Here is a 20,966-nt window from a genome sequence, read left to right as displayed (position 1 = left end):
TCGCATGCCAGAACAGATCCCCGAACCGGACCTCAACTACCTGCAGAAAGTCCTGCTGGAAATGCTCGCCATCCCCAGCCCCACCGGCTTCACCGACACCATCGTGCGCTACGTCGCCGAACGTCTGGAAGAGCTCGGCATCCCCTTCGAGCTGACCCGCCGCGGCACCATCCGCGCCACCCTCAAGGGCCGCAAGAGCTCGCCGGACCGTGCGGTGTCCGCGCACCTGGACACCATTGGCGCCAGCGTGCGGGCGATCCAGGACAACGGCCGGCTGTCGCTGGCAGCGGTGGGTTGCTGGTCCAGCCGCTTTGCCGAAGGCAGCCGCGTCAGTGTCTTCACCGACACTGGCGTGCTGCGCGGCAGCGTGTTGCCGCTGATGGCCAGCGGGCATGCGTTCAACACCGCCATCGACCAGATGCCGGTCAGTTGGGAGCACATCGAACTGCGCCTGGATGCCTACTGCACCACCCGCGCCGATTGCGAGTCGCTGGGCATTGGCATCGGTGACTTCGTCGCCTTCGACCCGTTGCCGGAATTTACCGAGAGCGGCCATATCAGCGCCCGCCACCTGGATGACAAGGCCGGTGTCGCAGCGCTGCTGGCATCGCTCAAGGCCGTGGTTGAAAGCGGCGCGCAGCCGTTGATCGACTGCCACCCGCTGTTCACCATCACCGAAGAGACCGGCTCGGGCGCCGCCGCAGCCCTGCCTTGGGACGTCAGTGAATTCGTCGGCATCGACATTGCCCCGGTGGCGCCCGGGCAACATTCCAGCGAGCATGCAGTCAGCGTGGCCATGCAGGACTCCGCCGGCCCCTACGACTACCACCTGTCCCGCCACCTGCTCAAGCTTGCCCGCGAGTACGAGCTGCCGGCGCGACGCGACCTGTTTCGCTACTACTTCAGCGACGCGCACTCGGCGATCACCGCCGGCCACGACATCCGCACCGCCCTGCTGGCCTTTGGTTGCGACGCCACCCACGGCTACGAGCGCACCCATATCGACAGCCTGGCGGCGCTGAGCCGCCTGCTGACCGCCTACCTGCTCAGCCCGCCGGTGTTCGCCAGCGACTCGCAAGCCACCGGCAGTTCGCTGGAAAGCTTCAGCCATCAGCTTGAGCACGATACGCAGATGGAAAGCGATACCCGCGTGCCGGCAGTCGATAGCCTGGTCGGCAACAAGCACTAGCGCCTACACAGCCAGGACAGGTTTCGCGTAGCATGGCGGTACCTTTTCGCCAGACCTGTCCTGTTCATGCTGATTCCCTACGACCAACTGGAAGCCGAAACCCTCACCCGCCTGATCGAGGATTTCGTCACCCGCGACGGCACCGACAACGGTGACGACACCCCGCTGGAAACCCGCGTGCTGCGAGTGCGCCAGGCGCTGGCAAAAAAACAGGCGTTCATCCTCTTCGATCTCGACAGCCAGCAATGCCAGCTGCTGGCCAAGCACGACGTTCCCAAGGAACTGCTCGACTGATTCAGCCCGCCTGCTTGGCCAGATGTTCGACGATGCGTTTGTAGATCTCCGCCCGGTGCACTTCGATGTGCCGTGGCGCGCTGATGCCGAAGCGCACCGTGTTGCCTTCCACCGACAACACCTTGATCTTGATGTGATCGTCGATGGCGATGATTTCACCTATTTCCCGGCCTATTACCAACATGCTCCGCTCCTCCACAAATCAGGGAATCCGGAGACTGCACGGGGTACCGGACGCCTTCAATGCTCCGGCGGCTAATTAGACAAATCCCACTTTCCCAAGCGACTTTGCCTACAGATTTCCTTGGTTTTCGCTCATTCAAGCACTCTGCAGGCGTGGCCCCAGGACGATGATGCTCGCGCCCAATACACACAGCAGCGCGCCGATCCAGTCACTGCCCAGCGGCCGGGCACGCTCGACCAGCGCCAGCCACAACAGCGACGTGACGATGTAGATACCGCCATAGGCGGCATAGGCGCGACCGGCATAAGCGGCCTCGACACGGGTGAGAATCAGGGCGAACAGGGTAAGGCTGAGCAAGGCCGGGGCAATCCACCACGCGCTCTTGCCCAGGCGCAGCCACATGTAGAAGGCATAGCAACCGGCGATCTCGAAGACCGCCGCGAGGAAAAACCACAGGTAATTGATCACACCAGGTACTCAAGGCTGTTTCAGGGATGGCCAAGAATACCTGACACCGGCGCTCACGCCTGGGAAGGCCGGGCCTTGGCGCGCATTTTCTCGGCCATGCTGGCCATTTCGTCGTAGAGCATCTGCGGGTTGCGCTGCTTGAGGTTCCAGGCTTCGCGGCCCTGCTCATGGGGCAGGATCAGGAACTCGCCGGCGGCCACTTGCTGGTGGATGTAGTCGGCAATATCGGCGGCGCTGATCGGCGAGCTTTCCAGCAGCTTGCCAACCTGGGCTTTCATCGCCGGGGTCGGGCCGCGGAACGAGTCGAGCAGGTTGGTCTGGAAGAACGACGGGCATACCACGTGCACCGCCACTTCCTGCTGGCGCAACTCGATCAGCAGGCTTTCCGACAGGGCCAGCACCCCGGCCTTGGCGACGTTGTAGTTGCTCATCGCCGGGCCCTGCATCAAGGCTGCCATCGAAGCGATGTTGATGATCTTGCCCTTGCTGCGCTCCAGCAACGGCAGGAAGGCCTTGCAGCCCTTGACCACGCCCATCAGGTTGATTGCGATCTGCCAGTCCCAGTCTTCCAGCGACAGCTCGGCGAAAAAGCCGCCAGAGGCCACCCCGGCGTTGTTGACGATGACATCGATACCGCCGAGTTTTTCTTCACAAGCCTGGGCCAGGGCGGTGAGCTGGCTGTAATCGCGCACATCGCAGCGCTGCACGAAGCCGTCGGCACCAGCCTCACGCACCAGCGCCAAGGTTTCCTTGAGGCCGGCCTCGTTGACATCGGCCAGGGCCAATTGCCAACCCTCGCGCGCCCAGCGCAAGGCTATTTCGCGCCCAAGCCCCGAGCCGGCACCGGTGATCATCATGCGCTTTTGCATAGCAGGCTGCCTTGTACTGTTCTGGAAAGTTCAGGCCAGTGTAGCGAAGGCGACGCCGCGACCCACGCAGTATCAGGATGCTGAATGGCCAGGGCAAACAAGGGTGAAAGTGCCGAGTAAAGATGCAATAAAACTTTTAGCCACTGGCAGGAGTCGGAATTAACAGGCGGGCATGAAACACATGACCGAAGAGATGGATTGCACCGTAACGCCTACTTCTCAAGTCAAACAAGGATACTGCCATGGGCACCATACTTATCATCATCCTGATTCTGCTGTTGATCGGTGGCTTACCCGTCTTTCCGCACTCCAGAAGTTGGGGCTATGGGCCGTCCGGCATCATCGGTACCGTGCTGATCATCCTGTTGATCCTGTTGTTGCTCGGCAAGATATAGAAAAGCTGCAAGCCATAAGCGGCAAGCCGCAAGTCAAAGCAGTACGCGCACGGCTTCAACTGGCGGCTTGTAGCTTGGAGCGTGCAGCTGGAAAGGCAGCCAAAGGCTGCCTTTTACTTACTTAGTGAGACACCGCACCGCTGGCACCCAGGCCAGTCTGCGAGCGCACGAACTGCGGGAAGAACAGCGCACGTTCATCGTCGGCTGCCTTGGATTTGTCGGTGATCGAGAAGAACCAGATACCGGCAAAGGCAATGATCATCGAGAACAGCGCCGGGTACTCGTACGGGTAGATCGCCTTCTCGTGACCGAGGATCTGCACCCAGATGGTCGGGCCGAGGATCATCAGCGCCACGGCACTGATCAGGCCCATCCAGCCGCCGATCATGGCGCCACGGGTGGTCAGTTTCTTCCAGTACATCGACAGCAGCAGAACCGGGAAGTTACAGCTGGCGGCGATGGAGAATGCCAGGCCGACCATGAAGGCAATGTTCTGGCTTTCGAACAGGATGCCCAGGCCGATCGCCAGCACCGCGAGGGCGATGGTGGTGATCTTCGAGACGCGGATTTCATCCTTCTCGTTGGCCTTGCCCTTCTTGATCACGCTGGCATACAGGTCGTGGGACACCGCCGAGGCACCGGCCAGGGTCAGGCCGGCAACCACTGCCAGGATGGTGGCGAAGGCTACCGCCGAGATGAAGCCGAGGAACACGCTGCCACCCACGGCATCGGCCAGGTGCACCGCCGCCATGTTGTTGCCGCCGATCAGGGCGCCGGCAGCGTCCTTGAACTCAGGGTTGGTGCTGACCAGCAGGATCGCGCCGAAGCCGATGATGAAAGTCAGGATGTAGAAGTAGCCGATGAAGCCAGTAGCGTACAGCACGCTCTTGCGCGCTTCCTTGGCGTCGCTGACAGTGAAGAAGCGCATCAGGATGTGCGGCAGGCCAGCGGTACCGAACATCAGCGCCAAGCCGAGCGAAAACGCCGAGATCGGATCCTTGACCAGGCCGCCCGGGCTCATGATCGCTTCACCTTTGGGGTGAACCTTGATCGCCTCGGAGAACAGCGCATTGAAGTCGAAGTTGACGTGCTTCATTACCATCAGCGCCATGAAGCTGGCACCGGAAAGCAGCAGCACCGCCTTGATGATCTGTACCCAGGTGGTCGCGAGCATGCCGCCAAACAGCACGTACATGCACATCAGGATGCCGACCAGAATCACCGCGACGTGGTAGTCGAGGCCGAACAACAGCTGGATCAGCTTGCCGGCACCGACCATCTGCGCGATCAGGTAGAAGGCCACCACCACCAGCGAACCCGAGGCCGACAGGGTGCGGATTTCCTTCTGCCCGAGGCGGTATGAGGCCACATCGGCAAACGTGTATTTACCCAGGTTGCGCAGGCGTTCGGCGATCAGGAAGAGGATGATCGGCCAGCCGACCAGGAAGCCGATCGAGTAGATCAGGCCGTCGTAGCCAGAGGTGAACACCAGGGCGGAAATACCCAGGAAAGAGGCTGCCGACATGTAGTCGCCGGCAATCGCCAGGCCGTTCTGGAAACCGGTGATACGCCCGCCGGCGGCATAGTAGTCGGAGGCGGACTTGTTACGTTTGGAAGCCCAATAGGTGATGCACAGGGTGGCACCGACGAAGGCGACGAACATGACGATCGCCGACACGTTCAACGGTTGTTTCTGCACCGCGCCGGTGAGGGCGTCAGCGGCCCAGACGGCGGGTGCAAAAACGCCGAAGGCCAGGGTTGCCAGTAGACGCCGGATCATTGCTGAGCCTCCTTGAGGATCGCCTTGTTCATCTCGTCAAACTCGCCGTTGGCGCGACGCACGTAGATGGCCGTGAGGATGAAGGCCGAGACGATCAGACCAACACCGAGGGGAATACCCCAGGTGATCGACGAGTCAGGGCTGAGCTTGGCACCCAATACATGCGGGCCATAGGCAATCAACAGGATGAAGGCGGAATAGAGACCGAGCATGATCGCCGAGAGAATCCAGGCGAAGCGTTCGCGTTTTGATACCAGCTCCTTGAACCGCGGGCTGTTTTGTATCGAGAGGTAAATGCTGTCGTTCATTGTTTTTGTCCTCGCAGCACAGATTAGGTAGAACCCACTCCACTTTATGCTGCCTTCGAACGCACTCCAGACGACCTTAGTCTTAGATGCAAAACTCTTTTACCGATTCGGTAACAGCCTGAAACGACAAGGCCGCGACAGCGTTTTCGCTGCCGCGGCCCTGGAAGGTGCCAGACAGAGGCTTTAAGCCATTACTTGCCGGTCCATTCCGCTACGCGTTCCGGGTGTTTGGCCACCCAGTCCTTGGCCGCGGCTTCGGGTTTTGCGCCCTCTTGAATGGCCAACATGACCTCACCGATTTCATCCTTGGACTGCCACTGGAACTTCTTCAGGAACGCCGCCACTTCCGGCGCCTTCTTGTCCAGGTCCTTGCTACCGATACTGTTGACGGTTTCCGCGGCGCCATACACGCCTTTGGGATCCTCGAGGAACTTGAGCTTCCACTTGGCGAACATCCAGTGCGGCACCCAGCCGGTCACCGCGATCGATTGCTGCTTGGCATAGGCGCGGCCCAGTTCTGCGGTCATCGCTGCGCCGGAGCTGGCCTGTAGCTTGTAACCGGCCAGGTCGTAGTCCTTGATTGCCTGGTCGGTCTTGAGCATGACGCCGGAGCCGGCGTCGATGCCGACGATTTTTTTCTTGAAGCTGTCATCGGTCTTGAGGTCGGCCAGGGAACTGGCCTTGACGTACTCGGGGACGATCAGGCCGATCTTGGCATCCTTGAAGTTGGGGCCGTAGTCGACCACGTTGTCCTTGTTCTTGGTCCAGTATTCGCCATGGGTTACCGGCAGCCAGGCCGAAAGCATGGCGTCGAGCTTGCCGGTGGCGACCCCCTGCCACATGATGCCGGTGGCCACGGCCTGCAGTTTGACGTCATAGCCGAGTTTCTGCCTGATGACTTCGGCGGCGACGTTGGTGGTCGCCACACTGTCGGACCAGCCATCGACATAGCCGATGCTCACTTCCTTGGCCAGCGCGTGCCCCGCGCCAATGGCCATTACCAGGGCGGTGCCCACCCCCAGGAGTCGTCGCATTTTCATCCAAGCATCCCCTCGTCACGTCACGGAAGCTGCATCATCAACCGCGCATGGTCGCTGACCTGCTCTGGTAACGACCTCAAGGCAACGAGAAACGACATCACATCGCCAGCAAGGCAGATCGTTACATCAAGCAACACCCACCCTGGCTAAGTTTGTAGCCCAAGGCTTTGGCCGGCGCCATTTGCGGGTACTATTGGCGGCTTTGTTCCCAGACGGTCCGATCCATGCCCTCGACTGCGCGCTTCCCGCTCCTACCCTACCTGTTCGCCTGCCTGCTGGGCCTGTTTGCCCTGGGAGGGCTGTGGTACGGCCTGGGCAAGCCGGTGGTGCTGCCGGATGCGGCCAGCGCTTCGCACAAGCTGCAATGCGCCTCCTACACCCCGTTCGACAAGGACCAATCGCCGTTCGACCAACCGTTCCAGCTGCGCCCGGCGCGCATGGACGCCGACCTGGCCCTGCTGGCCCAGCGTTTCGAGTGCATTCGCACCTACTCGATGACCGGCCTTGAGGCCATCCCGGACCTGGCCCGCAAGCATGGCCTGAAGGTGATGCTCGGCGCCTGGATCAACGCCAACCCGGTGGACTCGCAAAAAGAGGTCAAGGCCCTGATCGCCTCGGCCAACGCCAACCCGGATGTGGTCAAGGCGGTGATCGTCGGCAACGAAACCCTGCTGCGCAAGGAAGTCACCGGCCCGCAACTGGCGGCGCTGATCAACCAGGTGAAAAGCCAGGTCAGCGTGCCGGTGACCTACGCCGATGTCTGGGAATTCTGGCTGCAGCACCCGGAGATCGCCCCGACGGTGGACTTCTTGACCATCCACCTGCTGCCCTACTGGGAAGACGATCCGAAGAGCATCGACGATGCCCTGGTGCACGTCGGCGAGATTCGCCAGGTGTTCGGCAACCGCTTCGCGCCCAAGGATATCGTCATTGGCGAAACCGGCTGGCCGAGCGAAGGCCGCCAGCGCGAGACCGCCCTGCCCAGCCGGGTCAACGAGGCGCGGTTTATCCGTGGCTTCGTCGCCATGGCCGAACAACAGAGCTGGAAGTACAACCTGATCGAAGCCTTCGACCAGCCGTGGAAACGTGCCAGCGAAGGCGCCGTGGGTGGCTACTGGGGCCTGTATGACGCCGACCGTCAGGACAAGGGCATTCTTGAAGGGCCGGTGAGCAACCTGACGTTCTGGCCGCAATGGCTGGGTGCCGGTGTCGTGCTGTTCGGCATCACCCTGCTGCTGGCCGGGCGTGTGCGCGGTACCCGCGCTGCGTTGCTGCTGCCGCTGTTGGCAGCGCTGGGCGCAGCCAGCCTGGGCTTGTGGGGCGAAATGGTGCGAATCAACAGCCGTTTTGCCGGAGAGTGGCTCTGGGCGATCCTGCTGGTGGGGCTGAACCTGCTGGTGCTGGCCCATGCCGCGCTGGCATTGGCGCAGCGCCAGGGCTGGCGCGAACGGGCGTTTGCCTGGCTTGAAGCGCGTGCGGGCTGGTGGTTGCTGGCGGCAGGTTTTGCTGCGTCGGTGAGCATGCTGGCGCTGGTGTTCGACCCGCGGTACCGCAGTTTCCCGAGCCCGGCCTTGCTGTTGCCGGCGGTGGTGTACCTGCTGCGGCCGGTAGCGGCACGACGGGCTGAAGCGGCCTTGCTGGCGTTGATCATTGGTGGCGGCATTGCCCCGCAGTTATTCCTTGAGGGGCTGAGCAACCAGCAGGCGCTGGTCTGGGCCGGGGTCAGTGTACTGATGGTGGCGGCGTTGTGGCGCAGCCTGAGGGTTCGGGTTCAGCAGTGAGCCATCGCGGGGCAAGTCGAGGCGTCGCACCGCCGCTCCCACAACAGATCCTGTGGGAGCTGGCTTGCCAGCGATGGCAGCGCCGCAATGTCAGCTGGAGCGCCGCACCAAGCGCAACCCCGCCAGCACCACGGCAAACACGGCAATGCTCGCGGTGTACAGCACCAACGCCGGAATGCCGCACACCAGTGCCGCAACCGCCAGGCGCCAGCCTGCGCGTCCGGACACCAGCATGGCCAGCAACGCCAGGCCCAAAGCCGACCACGCCAGCACCCTGAAGTGAATCATCAAGCCCATCACCGAACGCGCCTGGCAGCCCCAGAGTTGCGCCTGGTCGGCGCAGGTAGCGACCCAGTGGGCATCTTCCATCAGCACATAACGCAGCCCATAGCTCGCCGCCAGCCACAAGGGCAGAAAAACCAGCAAAGCGATCAGCGGTAAACGGCGGGACATGCGACACTCCAGAAACTTGAAATCGGCGCCCAGCATAATCGTCCGGGGCGTCTATGCAAGGCAAAAGCGCCAGCCTCAGCTACTTTGTCCTATAGAGAAATGGAACCAATTGTTGCGAGCCCTCATGGGACAGCGGCAACATCTGGGACGATAAATGCCGGAGCGCCAGGCAACTTTGCCAGGGCCACCATGGTCCTAGCCTGCGTAACGCACTTTGCTGCTGCTTTTTTGGGGATCCGTCATGCTTCGTTCTCTGCGCCTCGCTGCCCTGTTGGGTGGCTTTATCTCGAGTGCGTGCGCTTGGGCACAAACCATCGACGCCGCCACTTATGGCTATCCGTTGACCAACCCGTTCGAGGCGACCATCGCCACGACGCCGCCGGAGCTACGCCCGGAACTGCCCAGCGACGACGACATCACCCAGTCCGACTACAGCCTGAACATGCGTCCGGAGCGGGCCTTCACCCTGCCGGACAACTTCTGGGCGGTGAAACAACTCAAGTACCGCCTGGCCCGCCAGGACCACGAAGCGCCGCTGATCTTCCTGATCGCCGGTACCGGCGCGCCCTACTCCAGCAGCATCAACGAATACCTGAAGAAGCTCTACTACAAGGCCGGCTACCACGTAGTGCAGTTGTCGTCGCCGACCAGCTTCGACTTCATCACCGCCGCCTCGCGCCACGCCACCCCAGGCGTAACCAAGGAAGACGCCGAAGACCTCTACCGGGTGATGCAGGGTGTGCGTGCCCAGCACCCGCGCCTGCCGGTCAGCGAGTACTACCTCAGCGGTTACAGCCTCGGCGCCCTGGACGCAGCCTTCGTAAGCCACCTGGACGAAACCCGGCGCAGCTTCAACTTCAAGCGCGTGCTGCTGCTCAACCCGCCGGTCAACCTCTACACCTCGATCAGCAACCTCGACAAGCTGGTGCAGACCGAGGTCAAGGGCGTCAACAACAGCACGACTTTTTATGAGCTGGTACTCAACAAACTGACCCGTTACTTCCAGCAGAAAGGCTACATCGACCTCAACGATGCGCTGCTCTACGACTTCCAGCAGTCGCGCCAGCACCTGTCCAATGAACAGATGGCGATGGTCATCGGCACCTCGTTCCGCTTCTCGGCGGCCGATATCGCCTTTACCTCCGACCTGATCAACCGCCGTGGCCTGATCATTCCGCCCAAGTACCCGATCACCGAAGGCAGCAGCCTCACGCCGTTCTTCAAGCGTGCCCTGCAATGCGACTTCGACTGCTACCTGACGGAGCAGGTGATCCCCATGTGGCGTGCCCGCACTGACGGCGGCAGCCTGCTGCAACTGGTCGATCAGGTCAGCCTCTATGCGCTCAAGGACTACCTGCAGAAGAGCCCGAAAATCGCCGTGATGCACAACGCCGACGACGTCATCCTCGGTCCTGGCGACCTGGGCTTCCTGCGTAGCGCCTTTGGCGACCGCCTGACCCTGTACCCTCACGGCGGCCATTGCGGCAACCTCAATTACCGCGTCAACAGCGACGACATGCTGGAGTTCTTCCGTGGTTAAACGCCTACTGATTATTAGCGCGCTGCTGGCCAGCGGCCTGGCCCAGGCAGCCGAAGAAACCGCGCCGCGCGCCAGCGTCATCGAAGCCGACAAGGTCGATACCGATGGCTTCACCGAACCGCTCAAGGAACTGAAATTCAACCCGGGCCTGGACCAGCGCGAATTCGAACGCTCGACCCTGGCGGCGCTGAACGTCTATGACCCGCTCGAGTCGATGAACCGCAGGATTTATCACTTCAACTACCGCTTTGACCAATGGGTATTCCTGCCGGTAGTCAACGGCTACCGCTACATCACCCCGCACTTCGTGCGTACCGGCGTGAGCAACTTCTTCAGCAACGTTGGCGACGTGCCCAACCTGCTCAACAGCCTGTTGCAGTTCAAGGGCAAACGCTCGATGGAAATCACCGCGCGGCTGCTGCTCAACACCACCATCGGCGTTGCCGGCCTGTGGGACCCGGCGAGCAAGATGGGCCTGCCGCACCAGAGCGAAGACTTCGGCCAGACCCTGGGTTTCTATGGCGTGCCGGATGGCCCGTACCTGATGCTGCCGATCCTCGGTCCGTCGAACCTGCGCGATACCGGGGGCCTGGCGGTGGACTACAGCGCCGAGAACTGGATCAACTTCCTCAACGTTGCCGAAGTCAGCAGCAATCATCCGGAAGTCTGGATATTGCGGGGTGTCGACAAGCGCTACACCACCAGCTTCCGTTATGGCCAGCTGAACTCGCCGTTCGAGTACGAGAAGGTGCGCTACGTCTACACCGAGGCGCGCAAGCTGCAGATCGCCGAGTAAGCTGTTCTAGGCAAGCGGCGGCAGGCCGAGAAAGCTACACAGTTCGCGGCGCTTGGCCAGCGCGTCGCGGCGCCCCAGCTCGATCAGCTCGCAGCAGTAACCGGCTTCGAACAGCAGGTAGCTGAGCACCCCGGCGCCACTGGTTTTGGTCGCTCCCGGGCCGCGCAGGAACAGGCGCAGGGCGGCCGGCAATTCACGCCGGTGGCGGGCGGCGATCTCGTCCAATGGCTGGCTGGGCGCGACGACCAGCACCTCGACCGGCGCCAGGCCCAGGCGCCGGCGTTCCAGGTGCTCGGGCATCAGGTGGCTGAGATGATTGAGCCGCTGCAGCAGTTCGATATCGTCTTCCAGGCTGTCAATGAAGGTGCTGTTGAGCATGTGCCCGCCGATCTGCGCCAGGCTCGGTTGCTGACCGCTGAAGATGCGCTGGCGCATCTCGCCTTCATTGGGCCGCTGCGGGTTGCCGCTGACCCCGACCACCAGCACCCGGCTGGCCCCTAGATGCAGCGCCGGGCTGATCGGCGCCGACTGGCGCACCGCACCGTCACCGAAGAACTCCTCACCGAGCTTGACCGGCGCGAACAGCAACGGGATCGCCGAACTTGCCAGCAGGTGCTCGACGCTCAGGCGGGTCGGCAGGCCGATACGCCGGTGGCGCAGCCAGGGGTCGATGGCGCCTCTGCCCTGGTAGAAGGTCACCGCCTGGCCGGATTCGTAACCGAAGGCCGTCACCGCCACGGCACGCAAGTGCTGTTGCTCGATGGCGTGGCCGATGCCGTTCATGTCCAGGTGTTCGCTGAGCAGCTTGCGCAAGGGTGAGCTGTCGAGCAGCGCCACCGGCACCGGTGCGCCGAGGCCGAGCAGGCTATGGCCGACGAAGCGGCTGGCCTGGCGGATTACCCCAGGCCAGTCGCTGCGCAGCACCTGATGGCTGCGAAAGCCCTGCCAGAAGCTGGTCAGGCGGCGGATTGCGTCGGCAAAGTGCAAGGCGCCGCTGGCCAGGGTCACGGCATTGATGGCGCCCGCCGAGGTGCCGACGATCACCGGGAAGGGATTGGCCGCGCCCGGCGGCAGCAGGTCGGCGATGCCGGCCAGCACACCGACCTGGTAGGCAGCGCGGGCGCCACCGCCGGAGAGGATCAAGCCGGTGATCGGTTTTGCTGCCATGGGTTCCTCCCGCCAATTGTGTCGCCCCTATCGCCGGCAAGGCCGGCTCCCACAGGTTCAGGGCTGGCTCGACCCTGTGGGAGCTGGCTTGCCAGCGATAGCCTCAACGCCGTTTTTCGTAGAGCTTGGGCGCCCCCGGGGGCCGCGACTTGAAGCGCCGGTGCGCCCACAAGTACTGCTCCGGACACTCGCGCAGCGCAGCTTCAATCCACTGATTGATGCGCAGGCAATCGGCCTCTTCGGTCTCGCCGGGGAAGTCCGCAAGCGGCGGATGAATCACCAGCCGGTAACCGCTGCCGTCGGCCAGGCGCTGCTGGGTGAAGGGAATCACCCGCGCCCTGCCCAGCCGGGCAAACTTGGTGGTGGCGGTAACGGTCGCCGCCTCGATACCGAACAGCGGCACGAACAGGCTCTGCTTGGCACCGTAGTCCTGGTCGGGTGCGTACCAGATGGCGCGTCCGGCGCGCAGCAGCTTGAGCATGCCGCGCACGTCCTCACGCTCCACCGCCAGCGAATCGAGGTTGTGCCGCTCGCGGCCCCGACGCTGGATGAAATCGAACACCGGGTTGCCGTGCTCGCGGTACATGCCGTCGATGGTATGTTCCTGGCCCAGCAGTGCGGCGCCGATCTCCAGGGTGGTGAAGTGCAGGGCCATGAGAATGGCACCCTGGCCATCACGCTGGGCAGCCTGCAGGTGTTCCAGCCCTTCGATGTGCGCCAGGCGCGCCAAGCGGGCCTTTGGCCACCACCAGCTCATGGCCATTTCGAAGAAGGCGATGCCGGTGGAAGCGAAATTTTCCTTGAGCAGACGCTGCCGTTCGACGGACGGTAGTTCGGGGAAACACAGTTCCAGGTTGCGCGCCGCAATGTAGCGGCGCTCGCCGGCCACCCGGTACATCAGCGCCCCCAGGGCACGGCCGATCACCAGCAATGCCCGGTACGGCAGCTGCACGATCAGCCACAGCAGGCCCAGTCCCAGCCACAGCAGCCAGAAGCGCGGGTGCAGAAAGTAACGACGAAAACGCGGGCGATCCATTAAAGATTCCGGAAAGACAAGGGCCGGGCATTCTACAACGGTTCGGCACGGGTTGCGGCCAACCGGTGTTCTCGTTATAAGTCTGGGCACTTTTTCGTAACAAGCCGCCCTAATGCAGACCATGAGCCAATCCCAAACGCCAGACCAAGACCCCGTGTTCCAGCTCAAGGGCAGCATGCTCGCCATTACCGTGCTCGAGCTTGCCCGGAACAACCTCGAAGGCCTCGACCGGCAGTTGGCGGCCAAGGTGGCCCAGGCACCGAATTTCTTCAGTAACACCCCGCTGGTGCTGGCCCTGGACAAGCTCCCGGCCGGCGAAGGCGCGGTCGACCTGCCCGGGCTGATGCGCGTCTGCCGCCATCACGGCCTGCGCACCCTGGCCATCCGCGCCAGCCGTATCGAAGACATCGCCGCAGCGATCGCCATCGACCTGCCGGTGCTGCCACCGTCCGGCGCCCGTGAGCGGCCGCTGGAGCCAGAGCCGGAAGTGAAGAAGCCCGAGCCTGCGCCAGCACCGCCGCCCCCGCCGGAACCGTCCATCCGCCCGACCAAGATCATCACCACGCCAGTACGTGGTGGCCAGCAGATCTACGCCCAGGGCGGCGACCTGGTCGTGGTGTCGTCGGTCAGCCCGGGGGCGGAACTTCTCGCCGATGGCAACATCCATGTGTACGGTGCAATGCGAGGACGGGCACTGGCCGGGATCAAGGGCAACACCCGCGCGCGGATCTTCTGCCAGCAGCTGACCGCCGAGATGGTCTCGATCGCCGGGCAATACAAGGTCTCCGAGGACTTGCGCCGCGATCCGCTGTGGGGGGCCGGGGTGCAGGTCAGCCTGTCCGGTGACGTGTTGAACATCACCCGTCTTTAACGGATACTTGCCGCCATTTTCTGCGCAACTTTTTTTGATGTTGCCGTTTTTTGTATTTTTAGGGACTCGACGTCCTTTTCTTTAGGGGTGAAACACCTTGGCCAAGATTCTCGTGGTTACATCCGGCAAGGGTGGTGTGGGTAAGACCACCACCAGCGCCGCTATTGGTACCGGCCTCGCACTGCGCGGCCACAAGACTGTCATCGTCGACTTCGACGTCGGCCTGCGTAACCTTGACCTGATCATGGGCTGCGAACGCCGCGTGGTGTACGACTTCGTCAACGTGGTCAACGGCGAAGCCAACCTGCAGCAAGCGCTGATCAAGGACAAGCGCCTTGAGAACCTCTACGTGCTGGCCGCCAGCCAGACCCGCGACAAGGACGCGCTGACCCAGGAAGGCGTGGAAAAAGTCCTGATGCAGCTCAAAGAGGACTTCGAATACGTGGTCTGCGACTCGCCGGCCGGTATCGAGAAAGGCGCCCACCTGGCCATGTACTTCGCGGACGAAGCGATCGTCGTGACCAACCCGGAAGTCTCCTCGGTACGTGACTCGGACCGTATGCTGGGCCTGCTGGCGAGCAAATCGCGCCGCGCCGAACGCAACGAAGACCCGATCAAGGAGCACCTGCTGATCACCCGCTACCACCCGGAGCGCGTCAGCCAGGGCGAAATGCTCGGCGTCGAAGACGTCAAGGAAATCCTCTCGGTGGCCCTGCTGGGTGTTATTCCGGAATCCCAGGCGGTGCTCAAGGCATCCAACCAGGGTGTACCGGTGATTCTTGACGACCAGAGCGATGCTGGCCAGGCCTATAGCGATACCGTTGACCGCCTGCTGGGCAAAAACGTGGAACATCGGTTCCTTGATGTGAAGAAGAAGGGATTCTTCGAGCGCCTGTTTGGAGGCAACTAACCAATGAACCTTTTTGACTTCTTTCGTGCCAGCAAAAAAGTAAGCACCGCCTCGGTCGCGAAAGAGCGTCTACAGATCATCGTGGCGCACGAGCGCGGTCAGCGCAGTACTCCGGACTACCTGCCAGCCCTGCAGAAGGAACTGGTGGAAGTGATCCGCAAGTACGTCAACATCGGCTCCGATGATGTGCAGGTCGCTCTGGAAAACCAGGGCAGCTGCTCGATCCTGGAACTCAACATCACCCTGCCCGATCGCTGATAGCGTTTTCCGGCACCCTGTGGGAGCGGGCTTGCCCCGCGATAGCGATCTGTCAGTCACATCGCATCGCGGGGCAAGCCCGCTCCCACAACTATTTTGGAACACGCAATGCCGCTGTCCAACGTTCACATCCTGCATGAAGATGACGCCATCCTGGTGGTCAACAAGCCGACCCTGCTGCTGTCCGTGCCGGGCCGGGCCGAAGACAACAAGGATTGCCTGATCACCCGCCTGCAGGAAAACGGCTACCCCGATGCCCTGATCGTCCACCGCCTGGACTGGGAAACCTCGGGGATCATCCTCCTGGCCCGCGACGCCGACAGTCACCGCGAACTGTCCCGCCAGTTTCACGACCGCGAAACCGAGAAGGCCTACACCGCCTTGTGCTGGGGCCAGCCGGCGCTGGACAGCGGCAGCATCGACCTGCCGCTGCGCTACGACCCGCCGACCAAGCCGCGGCACGTGGTCGACCATGAGCAAGGCAAGCATGCCCTGACCTTCTGGCGCATCGTCGAGCGTTGTGGCGATCATTGCCGGGTTGAGCTGACGCCGATCACCGGGCGCTCGCACCAGTTGCGTGTACACATGCTGTCGATCGGTCACCCGCTGCTGGGCGATCGCCTGTATGCCTATCCCGAGGCGCTGGCGGCCCATGAGCGGCTGTGCCTGCATGCGAGCATGCTGAGCTTTACCCATCCGGTTTCCGGGGAGCGGCTGCGCTTCGAGTGTCCGGCGCCGTTCTGACGGCGCCAGCGGCAAGCTTCAAGCTTCAAGCTTCAAGCTTCAAGCAGTCACCCTGCATCGAGTTGCGCCGCCTCTTGCAGCTTGCAGCTTGCAGCTCACCCGCTAAAATGCCGCCACTGCTGTCTGGAGTGACCTATGCGCGATGCACTGAATCAAGGCCTGATCGACTTCCTCAAGGCCTCCCCTACGCCGTTCCATGCCACCGCCGCCCTGGCCCAGCGCCTCGATGCCGCCGGTTACCAGCGCCTGGACGAGCGCGACAGCTGGGCCACCGTGGCCGGCGGTCGCTACTACCTGACCCGCAACGATTCCTCGATCATTGCCTTCAAGCTCGGCCGTCACTCGCCGCTGCTCGACGGTATCCGCCTGGTCGGCGCCCACACCGACAGCCCGTGCCTGCGGGTCAAGCCACAGCCCGAGCTGCAACGCCAGGGCTTCTGGCAACTGGGCGTGGAAGTCTACGGCGGCGCCCTGCTCGCACCGTGGTTCGACCGTGACCTGTCGCTGGCCGGGCGGGTAACCTTCCGCCGTGACGGCAAAGTCGAAAGCCAGCTGGTCGATTTCAAGCTGCCGATCGCGGTGATCCCGAACCTGGCGATCCACCTCAACCGCACCGCCAACGAAGGCTGGGCGATCAACCCGCAGACCGAACTGCCGCCGATCCTGGCCCAGGTCGCCGGTGACGAGCGCGTCGATTTCCGCGCCCTGCTTACCGACCAACTGGCCCGTGAGCACGGCCTGAACGCCGATGTGGTGCTGGACTACGAACTGAGTTTCTACGATACCCAGAGCGCCGCCCTGATCGGCCTGCACGGCGAGTTCATTGCCGGCGCCCGCCTGGACAATCTGCTGTCCTGTTATGCCGGCCTGCAGGCACTGCTCACTGCCGACAGCGATGAAACCTGCGTGCTGGTGTGCAACGACCACGAAGAGGTGGGCTCTTGCTCGGCCTGTGGCGCCGACGGCCCGATGCTCGAACAGACCCTGCGCCGCCTGCTGCCCGACGGCGACGACTTTGTCCGCGCGATCCAGCGCTCGCTGCTGGTCTCGGCCGACAACGCCCACGGCGTGCACCCCAACTACGCCGACAAGCACGACGGCAATCACGGCCCCAAGCTCAATGCCGGCCCGGTGATCAAGGTCAACAACAACCAGCGCTACGCCACCAACAGCGAAACCGCCGGCTTCTTCCGCCACCTGTGCATGGCCGAGGAAGTGCCGGTGCAGAGCTTCGTGGTGCGCAGCGACATGGGCTGCGGCTCGACCATCGGCCCGATCACCGCCAGCCACCTGGGCGTGCGCACCGTCGATATCGGCCTGCCGACCTTCGCCATGCACTCGATCCGCGAGCTGTGCGGCAGCCATGACCTGGCGCACCTGGTCAAGGTGCTGACGGCGTTCTATCGCAGCCGCGACCTGCCGTAACTGCGCGGCGCCTGCATCGCTGGCAAGCCAGCTCCCACATGCCGAACCTGTGGGAGCTGGCTTGCCAGCGATGAGGCCCGCCAGCCTGACCCCGATCAACCCTCCCCCCGGCGAATCCCGCTATGCTTGAGCCATAACTCTCAAGTAAGGACCTTGCCGCATGTCAGCCTTTGCCTCTCTGTTCCTTCCGGTCATCGCCGGCCTGATCCTGCTGACCGTGGGCTTCAACATGCGCGATCGCAATATCGGTGTACTGATGATGTGGGTCGGTACCCTGGGCATGATCGGCATCATGTGCTGGAAGATCCTCGAGAAACTCAACTGACAAATACACTACACTCGGGCGATTGATCGTTTTGAGGTTGATTGTCCGGTGCCTGTCTTTTTCCGCGTTATTCTCCTGCTTCTGCCCTTGTTCTTGGTTGCGCCAGCGCACGCCGCCGGCCTGCCGGGCCTGCTCGGTGGCGGCAGCAAGGCCCAGCCCGAAGCCACAGAACCCCTGGGCCAGTCACTGGACGAAGTGATCAAGAGCCTGGAGAACGACCAGCAACGGGCCAAGCTGCTGGCCGATCTGAAAAAGCTGCGCGACAGCACCAAGCAGGCGCAACCCAGTGCCGAACAAGGCGTGCTGGGCCTGATCGGCAGCACCTTCAACGAGCTGGAAAAACAGTTCAGCGGCGAGGCCAGCCCGTTCAACCGCTGGACCCGCGAACTGGAGCTGGCGCAGATCGAGCTCGACGCCCGCCTGGTGCCCTGGCACGAGTGGCCGCCGATCCTCTTCGGCTTTGCCGCGATCATTGCCCTGTGGAGTCTGCTGGCCTACGCCCTGAACTGGGTCGGCCACCAGGTCCGCCTGCGCTTCGGCCTCACCGAAGAACTGCCACAACATCCACGGACCTGGGACCTGGTGCGCTTCGCCCTGCGCAAGCTCGGGCCCTGGCTGGTGGCGCTGGTGATCACCGTGTACCTGAGCTTCGCCCTGCCCTCGTCACTGGGCAAGTCGATGGCCATGGTCCTGGCCTACGCGCTGGTGGTGGGTACCTGCTTCTCGGCGATCTGCGTCATCGCCTTCTCTTTGCTCGACGGCCCGCACCGCCATCGCGCCCTGCACATTCTCCGCCACCAGGCCTTTCGCCCGCTGTGGCTGATCGGCAGCTTCGCCGCCTTCGGCGAGGCCATGAACGACCCGCGCATGGCCAGCGCCCTGGGCGATCACCTGTCGCACACCCTGGCAACCCTGGCCAATATCCTTGCCGGGCTGTCTACCGGGTTGTTCATCCTGCGCTTTCGCCGGCCCATCGCCCACCTGATCCGCAACCAGCCGCTGTCACGGCGCCTGACCCGCCGGGCGTTGAGCGACACCATCGAAATCCTCGGGACCTTCTGGTACCTGCCGGCGCTGGTGCTGGTGGCGATCTCGCTGATCGCCACCTTCATCTCCGCCGGCGACACCAGCACCGCCCTGCGCCAGTCACTGATGTGCACGGTGCTGCTGATTTTGTGCATGGTCATCAACGGCCTGGTGCGCCGCCACGGGCTCAAGCCGCAGCGGGCCAACCGTCGTCAGGCGGTGTACTCGGAACGCTTGAAGAGCTTTACCTACACCCTGGTGCACCTGGCCATCTGGCTGGTGTTCATCGAACTCGGCCTGCGCGTCTGGGGCTTTTCGCTGATCGGATTTGCCGAAGGCGAAGGCCATGAAGTGGCGGTGCGCCTGTTCGGCCTGGCCGGCACCCTGATCGCCGCCTGGCTGGTGTGGATTCTCGCCGACACCGCCGTGCACCACGCCCTGACCCGCTCGCGCAAGGGCTTGGCCAATGCTCGCGCGCAAACCATGATGCCGCTGATCCGCAACGTGCTGTTCGTGGCGATCTTCATCATTGCGGTGATCGTCGCCCTGGCCAACATGGGCATGAACGTCACCCCGCTGCTGGCCGGTGCCGGTGTCATCGGCCTGGCCATCGGTTTTGGCGCGCAATCGCTGGTCGCCGACCTGATCACCGGGCTGTTCATCATCATCGAAGACTCCCTGGCCATCGACGACTACGTCGATGTCGGCGGCCACCTGGGCACGGTCGAAGGCCTGACCATCCGTACCGTGCGCCTGCGCGATATCGACGGCATCGTCCACACCATCCCGTTCAGCGAGATCAAGAGCATCAAGAACTACTCGCGCGAGTTCGGCTACGCGATCTTCCGCGTGGCCATCCCGCACAGCATGAACATCGACCAGGCGATCACCCTGATCCGCGATGTCGGCCAGAAGATGCGCAACGACCCGCTGATGCGCCGCAACATCTGGTCGCCGCTTGAACTGCAAGGCGTGGAAAGCTTCGAGTCGGGCTCGGCGATCCTGCGCGCGCGTTTCAAGACCGCGCCGATCAAACAGTGGGAAGTGTCGCGGGCCTTCAACCTGGCGCTCAAGCGTCAGCTCGATGAAGCCGGCCTGGACCTGGCCACCCCGCGCCTGAGCGTGCAGGTGATCACCGCCGATGCCAGCACGCCGTTCAGCGAAACGCCCACCAAGGCCTAACCGGCTTCGGCCTTGATGCGGATCGCATCATGGCGCCAATACTCCAGGTCACAGTCGATCAGCCGCCCGTGCTGGTCGCTGTTGACCCGGGTGATGTGCAGGCCGGGGCTGCCCGCCGACACCTTGAGCGCCAGCGCCGCCGCCACCGGCAAGGCGGTCGGCAGGATCTCGAAACGCACCCGGCCATACTCGATGGCGTAATGGCGGGCATAGAGCTCGGTCAGCGACTGGCTCAGGTCATGCTCGAGAATGCTCGGAAAGTATTCAGGGTTCAGGTAGTGCTCGGCATACAGCACCGCGCGCCCGTCAATCCGGCGTAGCCGGCAGACCTGGATCACACTCGACAACGGCGCCAGTTGCAGCCGCGCGCACACCGTTGCCGCCGCTGGCTGCAGGCGCGCCGACAATAGTTCGGTGCGCGCCTCGCGCCCTTGCTCACGGACCATGGCATGGAAGTGACTGCGCTCGTTCAGATCGTAGGTCAGCCGTGCGGGCGCGACAAACCAGCCGCGCCGCTCCTCGCGGTAAATCAGCCCGCGCGCCTCCAGTTGCACCAGCGCCTCACGCAGAGTAATGCGCGTGGTGTCGAACACCTCGCTGAGCTTGCGTTCGGCCGGCAGCTTGCAGCCGGGCGACAGGAGGCCATGCTCGATCTGCTCCTGCAGGGCATGACAGATGGCTGTTACTGCGCGTGGCGGCAGTGGCTGCATCAAAGGTTACCTATCTGGACTAGTCCAGCACCGGCAGCGCCCACATTTGGCGCCTTCAGGGCTATGAGAATAGTGCAAGCCTAGGCACTCCAGATGAATGCCAGATGACAGCCAGGGTGGTCTACGCTTGATTTTCAGGGGCGCGAGCCCTGGCTGGCAGCACGCCTGGACATCAAATTGTCATGCAACAGGCCTACCTTGGCTCAGGTATTGCT

23 protein-coding genes are annotated in these 20,966 nt (G+C 63.0%); 13 read left to right on the top strand and 10 right to left on the bottom strand.

Annotated features, from left to right (window positions below):
- Positions 1-4: 4 nt before the first annotated feature.
- Positions 5-1,189: an osmoprotectant NAGGN system M42 family peptidase gene (locus tag CCOS864_RS07850; RefSeq protein ID WP_115085806.1), complete on the top strand. Its 1,185-nt coding sequence runs from the start codon at positions 5-7 to the stop codon at positions 1,187-1,189.
- A gap of 66 nt (positions 1,190-1,255) precedes the next feature.
- Complete coding sequence (locus CCOS864_RS07845) at positions 1,256-1,483, top strand: YheU family protein (RefSeq protein WP_115085805.1); 228 nt, start codon at positions 1,256-1,258, stop codon at positions 1,481-1,483.
- Position 1,484: 1 nt separating this feature from the next.
- Here CCOS864_RS07845 and csrA read toward each other — a convergent pair whose 3' ends face one another.
- The 3 genes from csrA to CCOS864_RS07830 form a co-directional block, all read right to left on the bottom strand.
- Entirely contained in the window at positions 1,485-1,667 is a 183-nt protein-coding gene (gene csrA / locus CCOS864_RS07840; protein WP_115085804.1) for a carbon storage regulator CsrA, read from the bottom strand.
- A gap of 135 nt (positions 1,668-1,802) precedes the next feature.
- The gene (locus tag CCOS864_RS07835; protein WP_115085803.1) at positions 1,803-2,135 is read right to left on the bottom strand and encodes a YnfA family protein; all 333 of its coding nucleotides are present in this window, start codon (positions 2,133-2,135) and stop codon (positions 1,803-1,805) included.
- Between the two features lie 53 nt (positions 2,136-2,188).
- Positions 2,189-3,004, bottom strand: a complete 816-nt coding sequence (locus CCOS864_RS07830; RefSeq protein ID WP_115085802.1) for an SDR family oxidoreductase — start codon at positions 3,002-3,004, stop codon at positions 2,189-2,191.
- 242 nt (positions 3,005-3,246) lie between these two features.
- Between CCOS864_RS07830 and CCOS864_RS07825 the strand changes: the two genes are divergently transcribed.
- Positions 3,247-3,399: a DUF3309 family protein gene (locus tag CCOS864_RS07825; protein WP_010224169.1), complete on the top strand. Its 153-nt coding sequence runs from the start codon at positions 3,247-3,249 to the stop codon at positions 3,397-3,399.
- A 121-nt stretch (positions 3,400-3,520) separates the two neighbouring features.
- On the opposite strand, the gene CCOS864_RS07820 is transcribed toward CCOS864_RS07825, so the two are convergent.
- The 3 genes from CCOS864_RS07820 to CCOS864_RS07810 form a co-directional block, all read right to left on the bottom strand.
- Complete coding sequence (locus tag CCOS864_RS07820; protein ID WP_115085801.1) at positions 3,521-5,179, bottom strand: cation acetate symporter; 1,659 nt, start codon at positions 5,177-5,179, stop codon at positions 3,521-3,523.
- Complete coding sequence (locus tag CCOS864_RS07815; protein ID WP_010224173.1) at positions 5,176-5,487, bottom strand: DUF485 domain-containing protein; 312 nt, start codon at positions 5,485-5,487, stop codon at positions 5,176-5,178. The genes CCOS864_RS07820 and CCOS864_RS07815 overlap by 4 nt, the downstream gene beginning before the upstream one ends.
- 191 nt (positions 5,488-5,678) lie before the next feature.
- The gene (locus CCOS864_RS07810) at positions 5,679-6,527 is read right to left on the bottom strand and encodes a glycine betaine ABC transporter substrate-binding protein (RefSeq protein ID WP_115085800.1); all 849 of its coding nucleotides are present in this window, start codon (positions 6,525-6,527) and stop codon (positions 5,679-5,681) included.
- Positions 6,528-6,751: 224 nt separating this feature from the next.
- Between CCOS864_RS07810 and CCOS864_RS07805 the strand changes: the two genes are divergently transcribed.
- Positions 6,752-8,308, top strand: a complete 1,557-nt coding sequence (locus CCOS864_RS07805) for a glycoside hydrolase family 17 protein (protein ID WP_115085799.1) — start codon at positions 6,752-6,754, stop codon at positions 8,306-8,308.
- Between the two features lie 90 nt (positions 8,309-8,398).
- On the opposite strand, the gene CCOS864_RS07800 is transcribed toward CCOS864_RS07805, so the two are convergent.
- Positions 8,399-8,761, bottom strand: a complete 363-nt coding sequence (locus tag CCOS864_RS07800; protein WP_115085970.1) for a hypothetical protein — start codon at positions 8,759-8,761, stop codon at positions 8,399-8,401.
- A gap of 241 nt (positions 8,762-9,002) precedes the next feature.
- Between CCOS864_RS07800 and CCOS864_RS07795 the strand changes: the two genes are divergently transcribed.
- Together CCOS864_RS07795 and CCOS864_RS07790 are read left to right on the top strand one after the other, a co-directional pair.
- Positions 9,003-10,301 carry a serine/threonine protein kinase gene (locus CCOS864_RS07795; protein WP_115085798.1) on the top strand — a complete coding sequence of 433 codons (1,299 nt, stop codon included), beginning with the start codon at positions 9,003-9,005 and terminating at the stop codon, positions 10,299-10,301.
- Positions 10,294-11,097: an MlaA family lipoprotein gene (locus CCOS864_RS07790; RefSeq protein WP_115085797.1), complete on the top strand. Its 804-nt coding sequence runs from the start codon at positions 10,294-10,296 to the stop codon at positions 11,095-11,097. Before CCOS864_RS07795 ends, CCOS864_RS07790 begins: the two co-directional genes overlap by 8 nt.
- Positions 11,098-11,103: 6 nt before the next feature.
- On the opposite strand, the gene CCOS864_RS07785 is transcribed toward CCOS864_RS07790, so the two are convergent.
- Together CCOS864_RS07785 and CCOS864_RS07780 are read right to left on the bottom strand one after the other, a co-directional pair.
- The gene (locus tag CCOS864_RS07785) at positions 11,104-12,264 is read right to left on the bottom strand and encodes a patatin-like phospholipase family protein (protein ID WP_115085796.1); all 1,161 of its coding nucleotides are present in this window, start codon (positions 12,262-12,264) and stop codon (positions 11,104-11,106) included.
- A 103-nt stretch (positions 12,265-12,367) separates the two neighbouring features.
- Positions 12,368-13,300, bottom strand: a complete 933-nt coding sequence (locus tag CCOS864_RS07780; RefSeq protein WP_115085795.1) for a lipid A biosynthesis lauroyl acyltransferase — start codon at positions 13,298-13,300, stop codon at positions 12,368-12,370.
- 121 nt (positions 13,301-13,421) lie between these two features.
- Between CCOS864_RS07780 and minC the strand changes: the two genes are divergently transcribed.
- From minC to CCOS864_RS07750, 7 genes are all read left to right on the top strand, one after another.
- Positions 13,422-14,171, top strand: coding sequence for a septum site-determining protein MinC (minC, locus tag CCOS864_RS07775; RefSeq protein ID WP_415842499.1), 750 nt, complete (start codon positions 13,422-13,424; stop codon positions 14,169-14,171).
- Between the two features lie 97 nt (positions 14,172-14,268).
- Complete coding sequence (minD, locus tag CCOS864_RS07770; protein ID WP_045195453.1) at positions 14,269-15,081, top strand: septum site-determining protein MinD; 813 nt, start codon at positions 14,269-14,271, stop codon at positions 15,079-15,081.
- Between the two features lie 3 nt (positions 15,082-15,084).
- Positions 15,085-15,339, top strand: a complete 255-nt coding sequence (gene minE / locus CCOS864_RS07765; RefSeq protein ID WP_010224188.1) for a cell division topological specificity factor MinE — start codon at positions 15,085-15,087, stop codon at positions 15,337-15,339.
- A 108-nt stretch (positions 15,340-15,447) separates the two neighbouring features.
- Entirely contained in the window at positions 15,448-16,083 is a 636-nt protein-coding gene (locus tag CCOS864_RS07760; RefSeq protein ID WP_115085793.1) for an RluA family pseudouridine synthase, read from the top strand.
- 135 nt (positions 16,084-16,218) lie between these two features.
- Positions 16,219-17,508 carry a M18 family aminopeptidase gene (locus tag CCOS864_RS07755; RefSeq protein ID WP_115085792.1) on the top strand — a complete coding sequence of 430 codons (1,290 nt, stop codon included), beginning with the start codon at positions 16,219-16,221 and terminating at the stop codon, positions 17,506-17,508.
- Positions 17,509-17,668: 160 nt separating this feature from the next.
- Positions 17,669-17,833 carry a hypothetical protein gene (locus CCOS864_RS28185; protein WP_166675657.1) on the top strand — a complete coding sequence of 55 codons (165 nt, stop codon included), beginning with the start codon at positions 17,669-17,671 and terminating at the stop codon, positions 17,831-17,833.
- 48 nt (positions 17,834-17,881) lie between these two features.
- Entirely contained in the window at positions 17,882-20,041 is a 2,160-nt protein-coding gene (locus CCOS864_RS07750; RefSeq protein ID WP_115085791.1) for a mechanosensitive ion channel family protein, read from the top strand.
- Here the strand turns inward: CCOS864_RS07750 and phnR are convergent.
- A complete protein-coding gene (gene phnR / locus CCOS864_RS07745) occupies positions 20,038-20,751 on the bottom strand; it encodes a phosphonate utilization transcriptional regulator PhnR (protein WP_115085790.1) in 714 nt (237 codons plus the stop codon). The genes CCOS864_RS07750 and phnR overlap by 4 nt on opposite strands.
- Between the last annotated feature and the right edge of the window lie 215 nt (positions 20,752-20,966).

Origin of the sequence: Pseudomonas wadenswilerensis (assembly GCF_900497695.1) — a bacterium.
Lineage (GTDB): Bacteria > Pseudomonadota > Gammaproteobacteria > Pseudomonadales > Pseudomonadaceae > Aquipseudomonas > Aquipseudomonas wadenswilerensis.
The sequence above is the reverse complement of the archived record's forward strand: the minus strand, read 5'-3'. Positions and strand labels throughout refer to the sequence as shown.

Coding starts and splice junctions, on each gene's coding strand:
- CCOS864_RS07850 (WP_115085806.1), top strand. CDS start 5: ATGCCAGAACAGATCCCCGAACCGGACCTCAACTACCTGCAGAAAGTC.
- CCOS864_RS07845 (WP_115085805.1), top strand. CDS start 1,256: ATGCTGATTCCCTACGACCAACTGGAAGCCGAAACCCTCACCCGCCTG.
- csrA (WP_115085804.1), bottom strand. CDS start 1,667: ATGTTGGTAATAGGCCGGGAAATAGGTGAAATCATCGCCATCGACGAT.
- CCOS864_RS07830 (WP_115085802.1), bottom strand. CDS start 3,004: ATGCAAAAGCGCATGATGATCACCGGTGCCGGCTCGGGGCTTGGGCGC.
- CCOS864_RS07825 (WP_010224169.1), top strand. CDS start 3,247: ATGGGCACCATACTTATCATCATCCTGATTCTGCTGTTGATCGGTGGC.
- CCOS864_RS07820 (WP_115085801.1), bottom strand. CDS start 5,179: ATGATCCGGCGTCTACTGGCAACCCTGGCCTTCGGCGTTTTTGCACCC.
- CCOS864_RS07815 (WP_010224173.1), bottom strand. CDS start 5,487: ATGAACGACAGCATTTACCTCTCGATACAAAACAGCCCGCGGTTCAAG.
- CCOS864_RS07810 (WP_115085800.1), bottom strand. CDS start 6,527: ATGAAAATGCGACGACTCCTGGGGGTGGGCACCGCCCTGGTAATGGCC.
- CCOS864_RS07805 (WP_115085799.1), top strand. CDS start 6,752: ATGCCCTCGACTGCGCGCTTCCCGCTCCTACCCTACCTGTTCGCCTGC.
- CCOS864_RS07800 (WP_115085970.1), bottom strand. CDS start 8,761: ATGTCCCGCCGTTTACCGCTGATCGCTTTGCTGGTTTTTCTGCCCTTG.
- CCOS864_RS07795 (WP_115085798.1), top strand. CDS start 9,003: ATGCTTCGTTCTCTGCGCCTCGCTGCCCTGTTGGGTGGCTTTATCTCG.
- CCOS864_RS07785 (WP_115085796.1), bottom strand. CDS start 12,264: ATGGCAGCAAAACCGATCACCGGCTTGATCCTCTCCGGCGGTGGCGCC.
- CCOS864_RS07780 (WP_115085795.1), bottom strand. CDS start 13,300: ATGGATCGCCCGCGTTTTCGTCGTTACTTTCTGCACCCGCGCTTCTGG.
- minC (WP_415842499.1), top strand. CDS start 13,422: ATGAGCCAATCCCAAACGCCAGACCAAGACCCCGTGTTCCAGCTCAAG.
- minE (WP_010224188.1), top strand. CDS start 15,085: ATGAACCTTTTTGACTTCTTTCGTGCCAGCAAAAAAGTAAGCACCGCC.
- CCOS864_RS07760 (WP_115085793.1), top strand. CDS start 15,448: ATGCCGCTGTCCAACGTTCACATCCTGCATGAAGATGACGCCATCCTG.
- CCOS864_RS07755 (WP_115085792.1), top strand. CDS start 16,219: ATGCGCGATGCACTGAATCAAGGCCTGATCGACTTCCTCAAGGCCTCC.
- CCOS864_RS28185 (WP_166675657.1), top strand. CDS start 17,669: ATGTCAGCCTTTGCCTCTCTGTTCCTTCCGGTCATCGCCGGCCTGATC.
- phnR (WP_115085790.1), bottom strand. CDS start 20,751: ATGCAGCCACTGCCGCCACGCGCAGTAACAGCCATCTGTCATGCCCTG.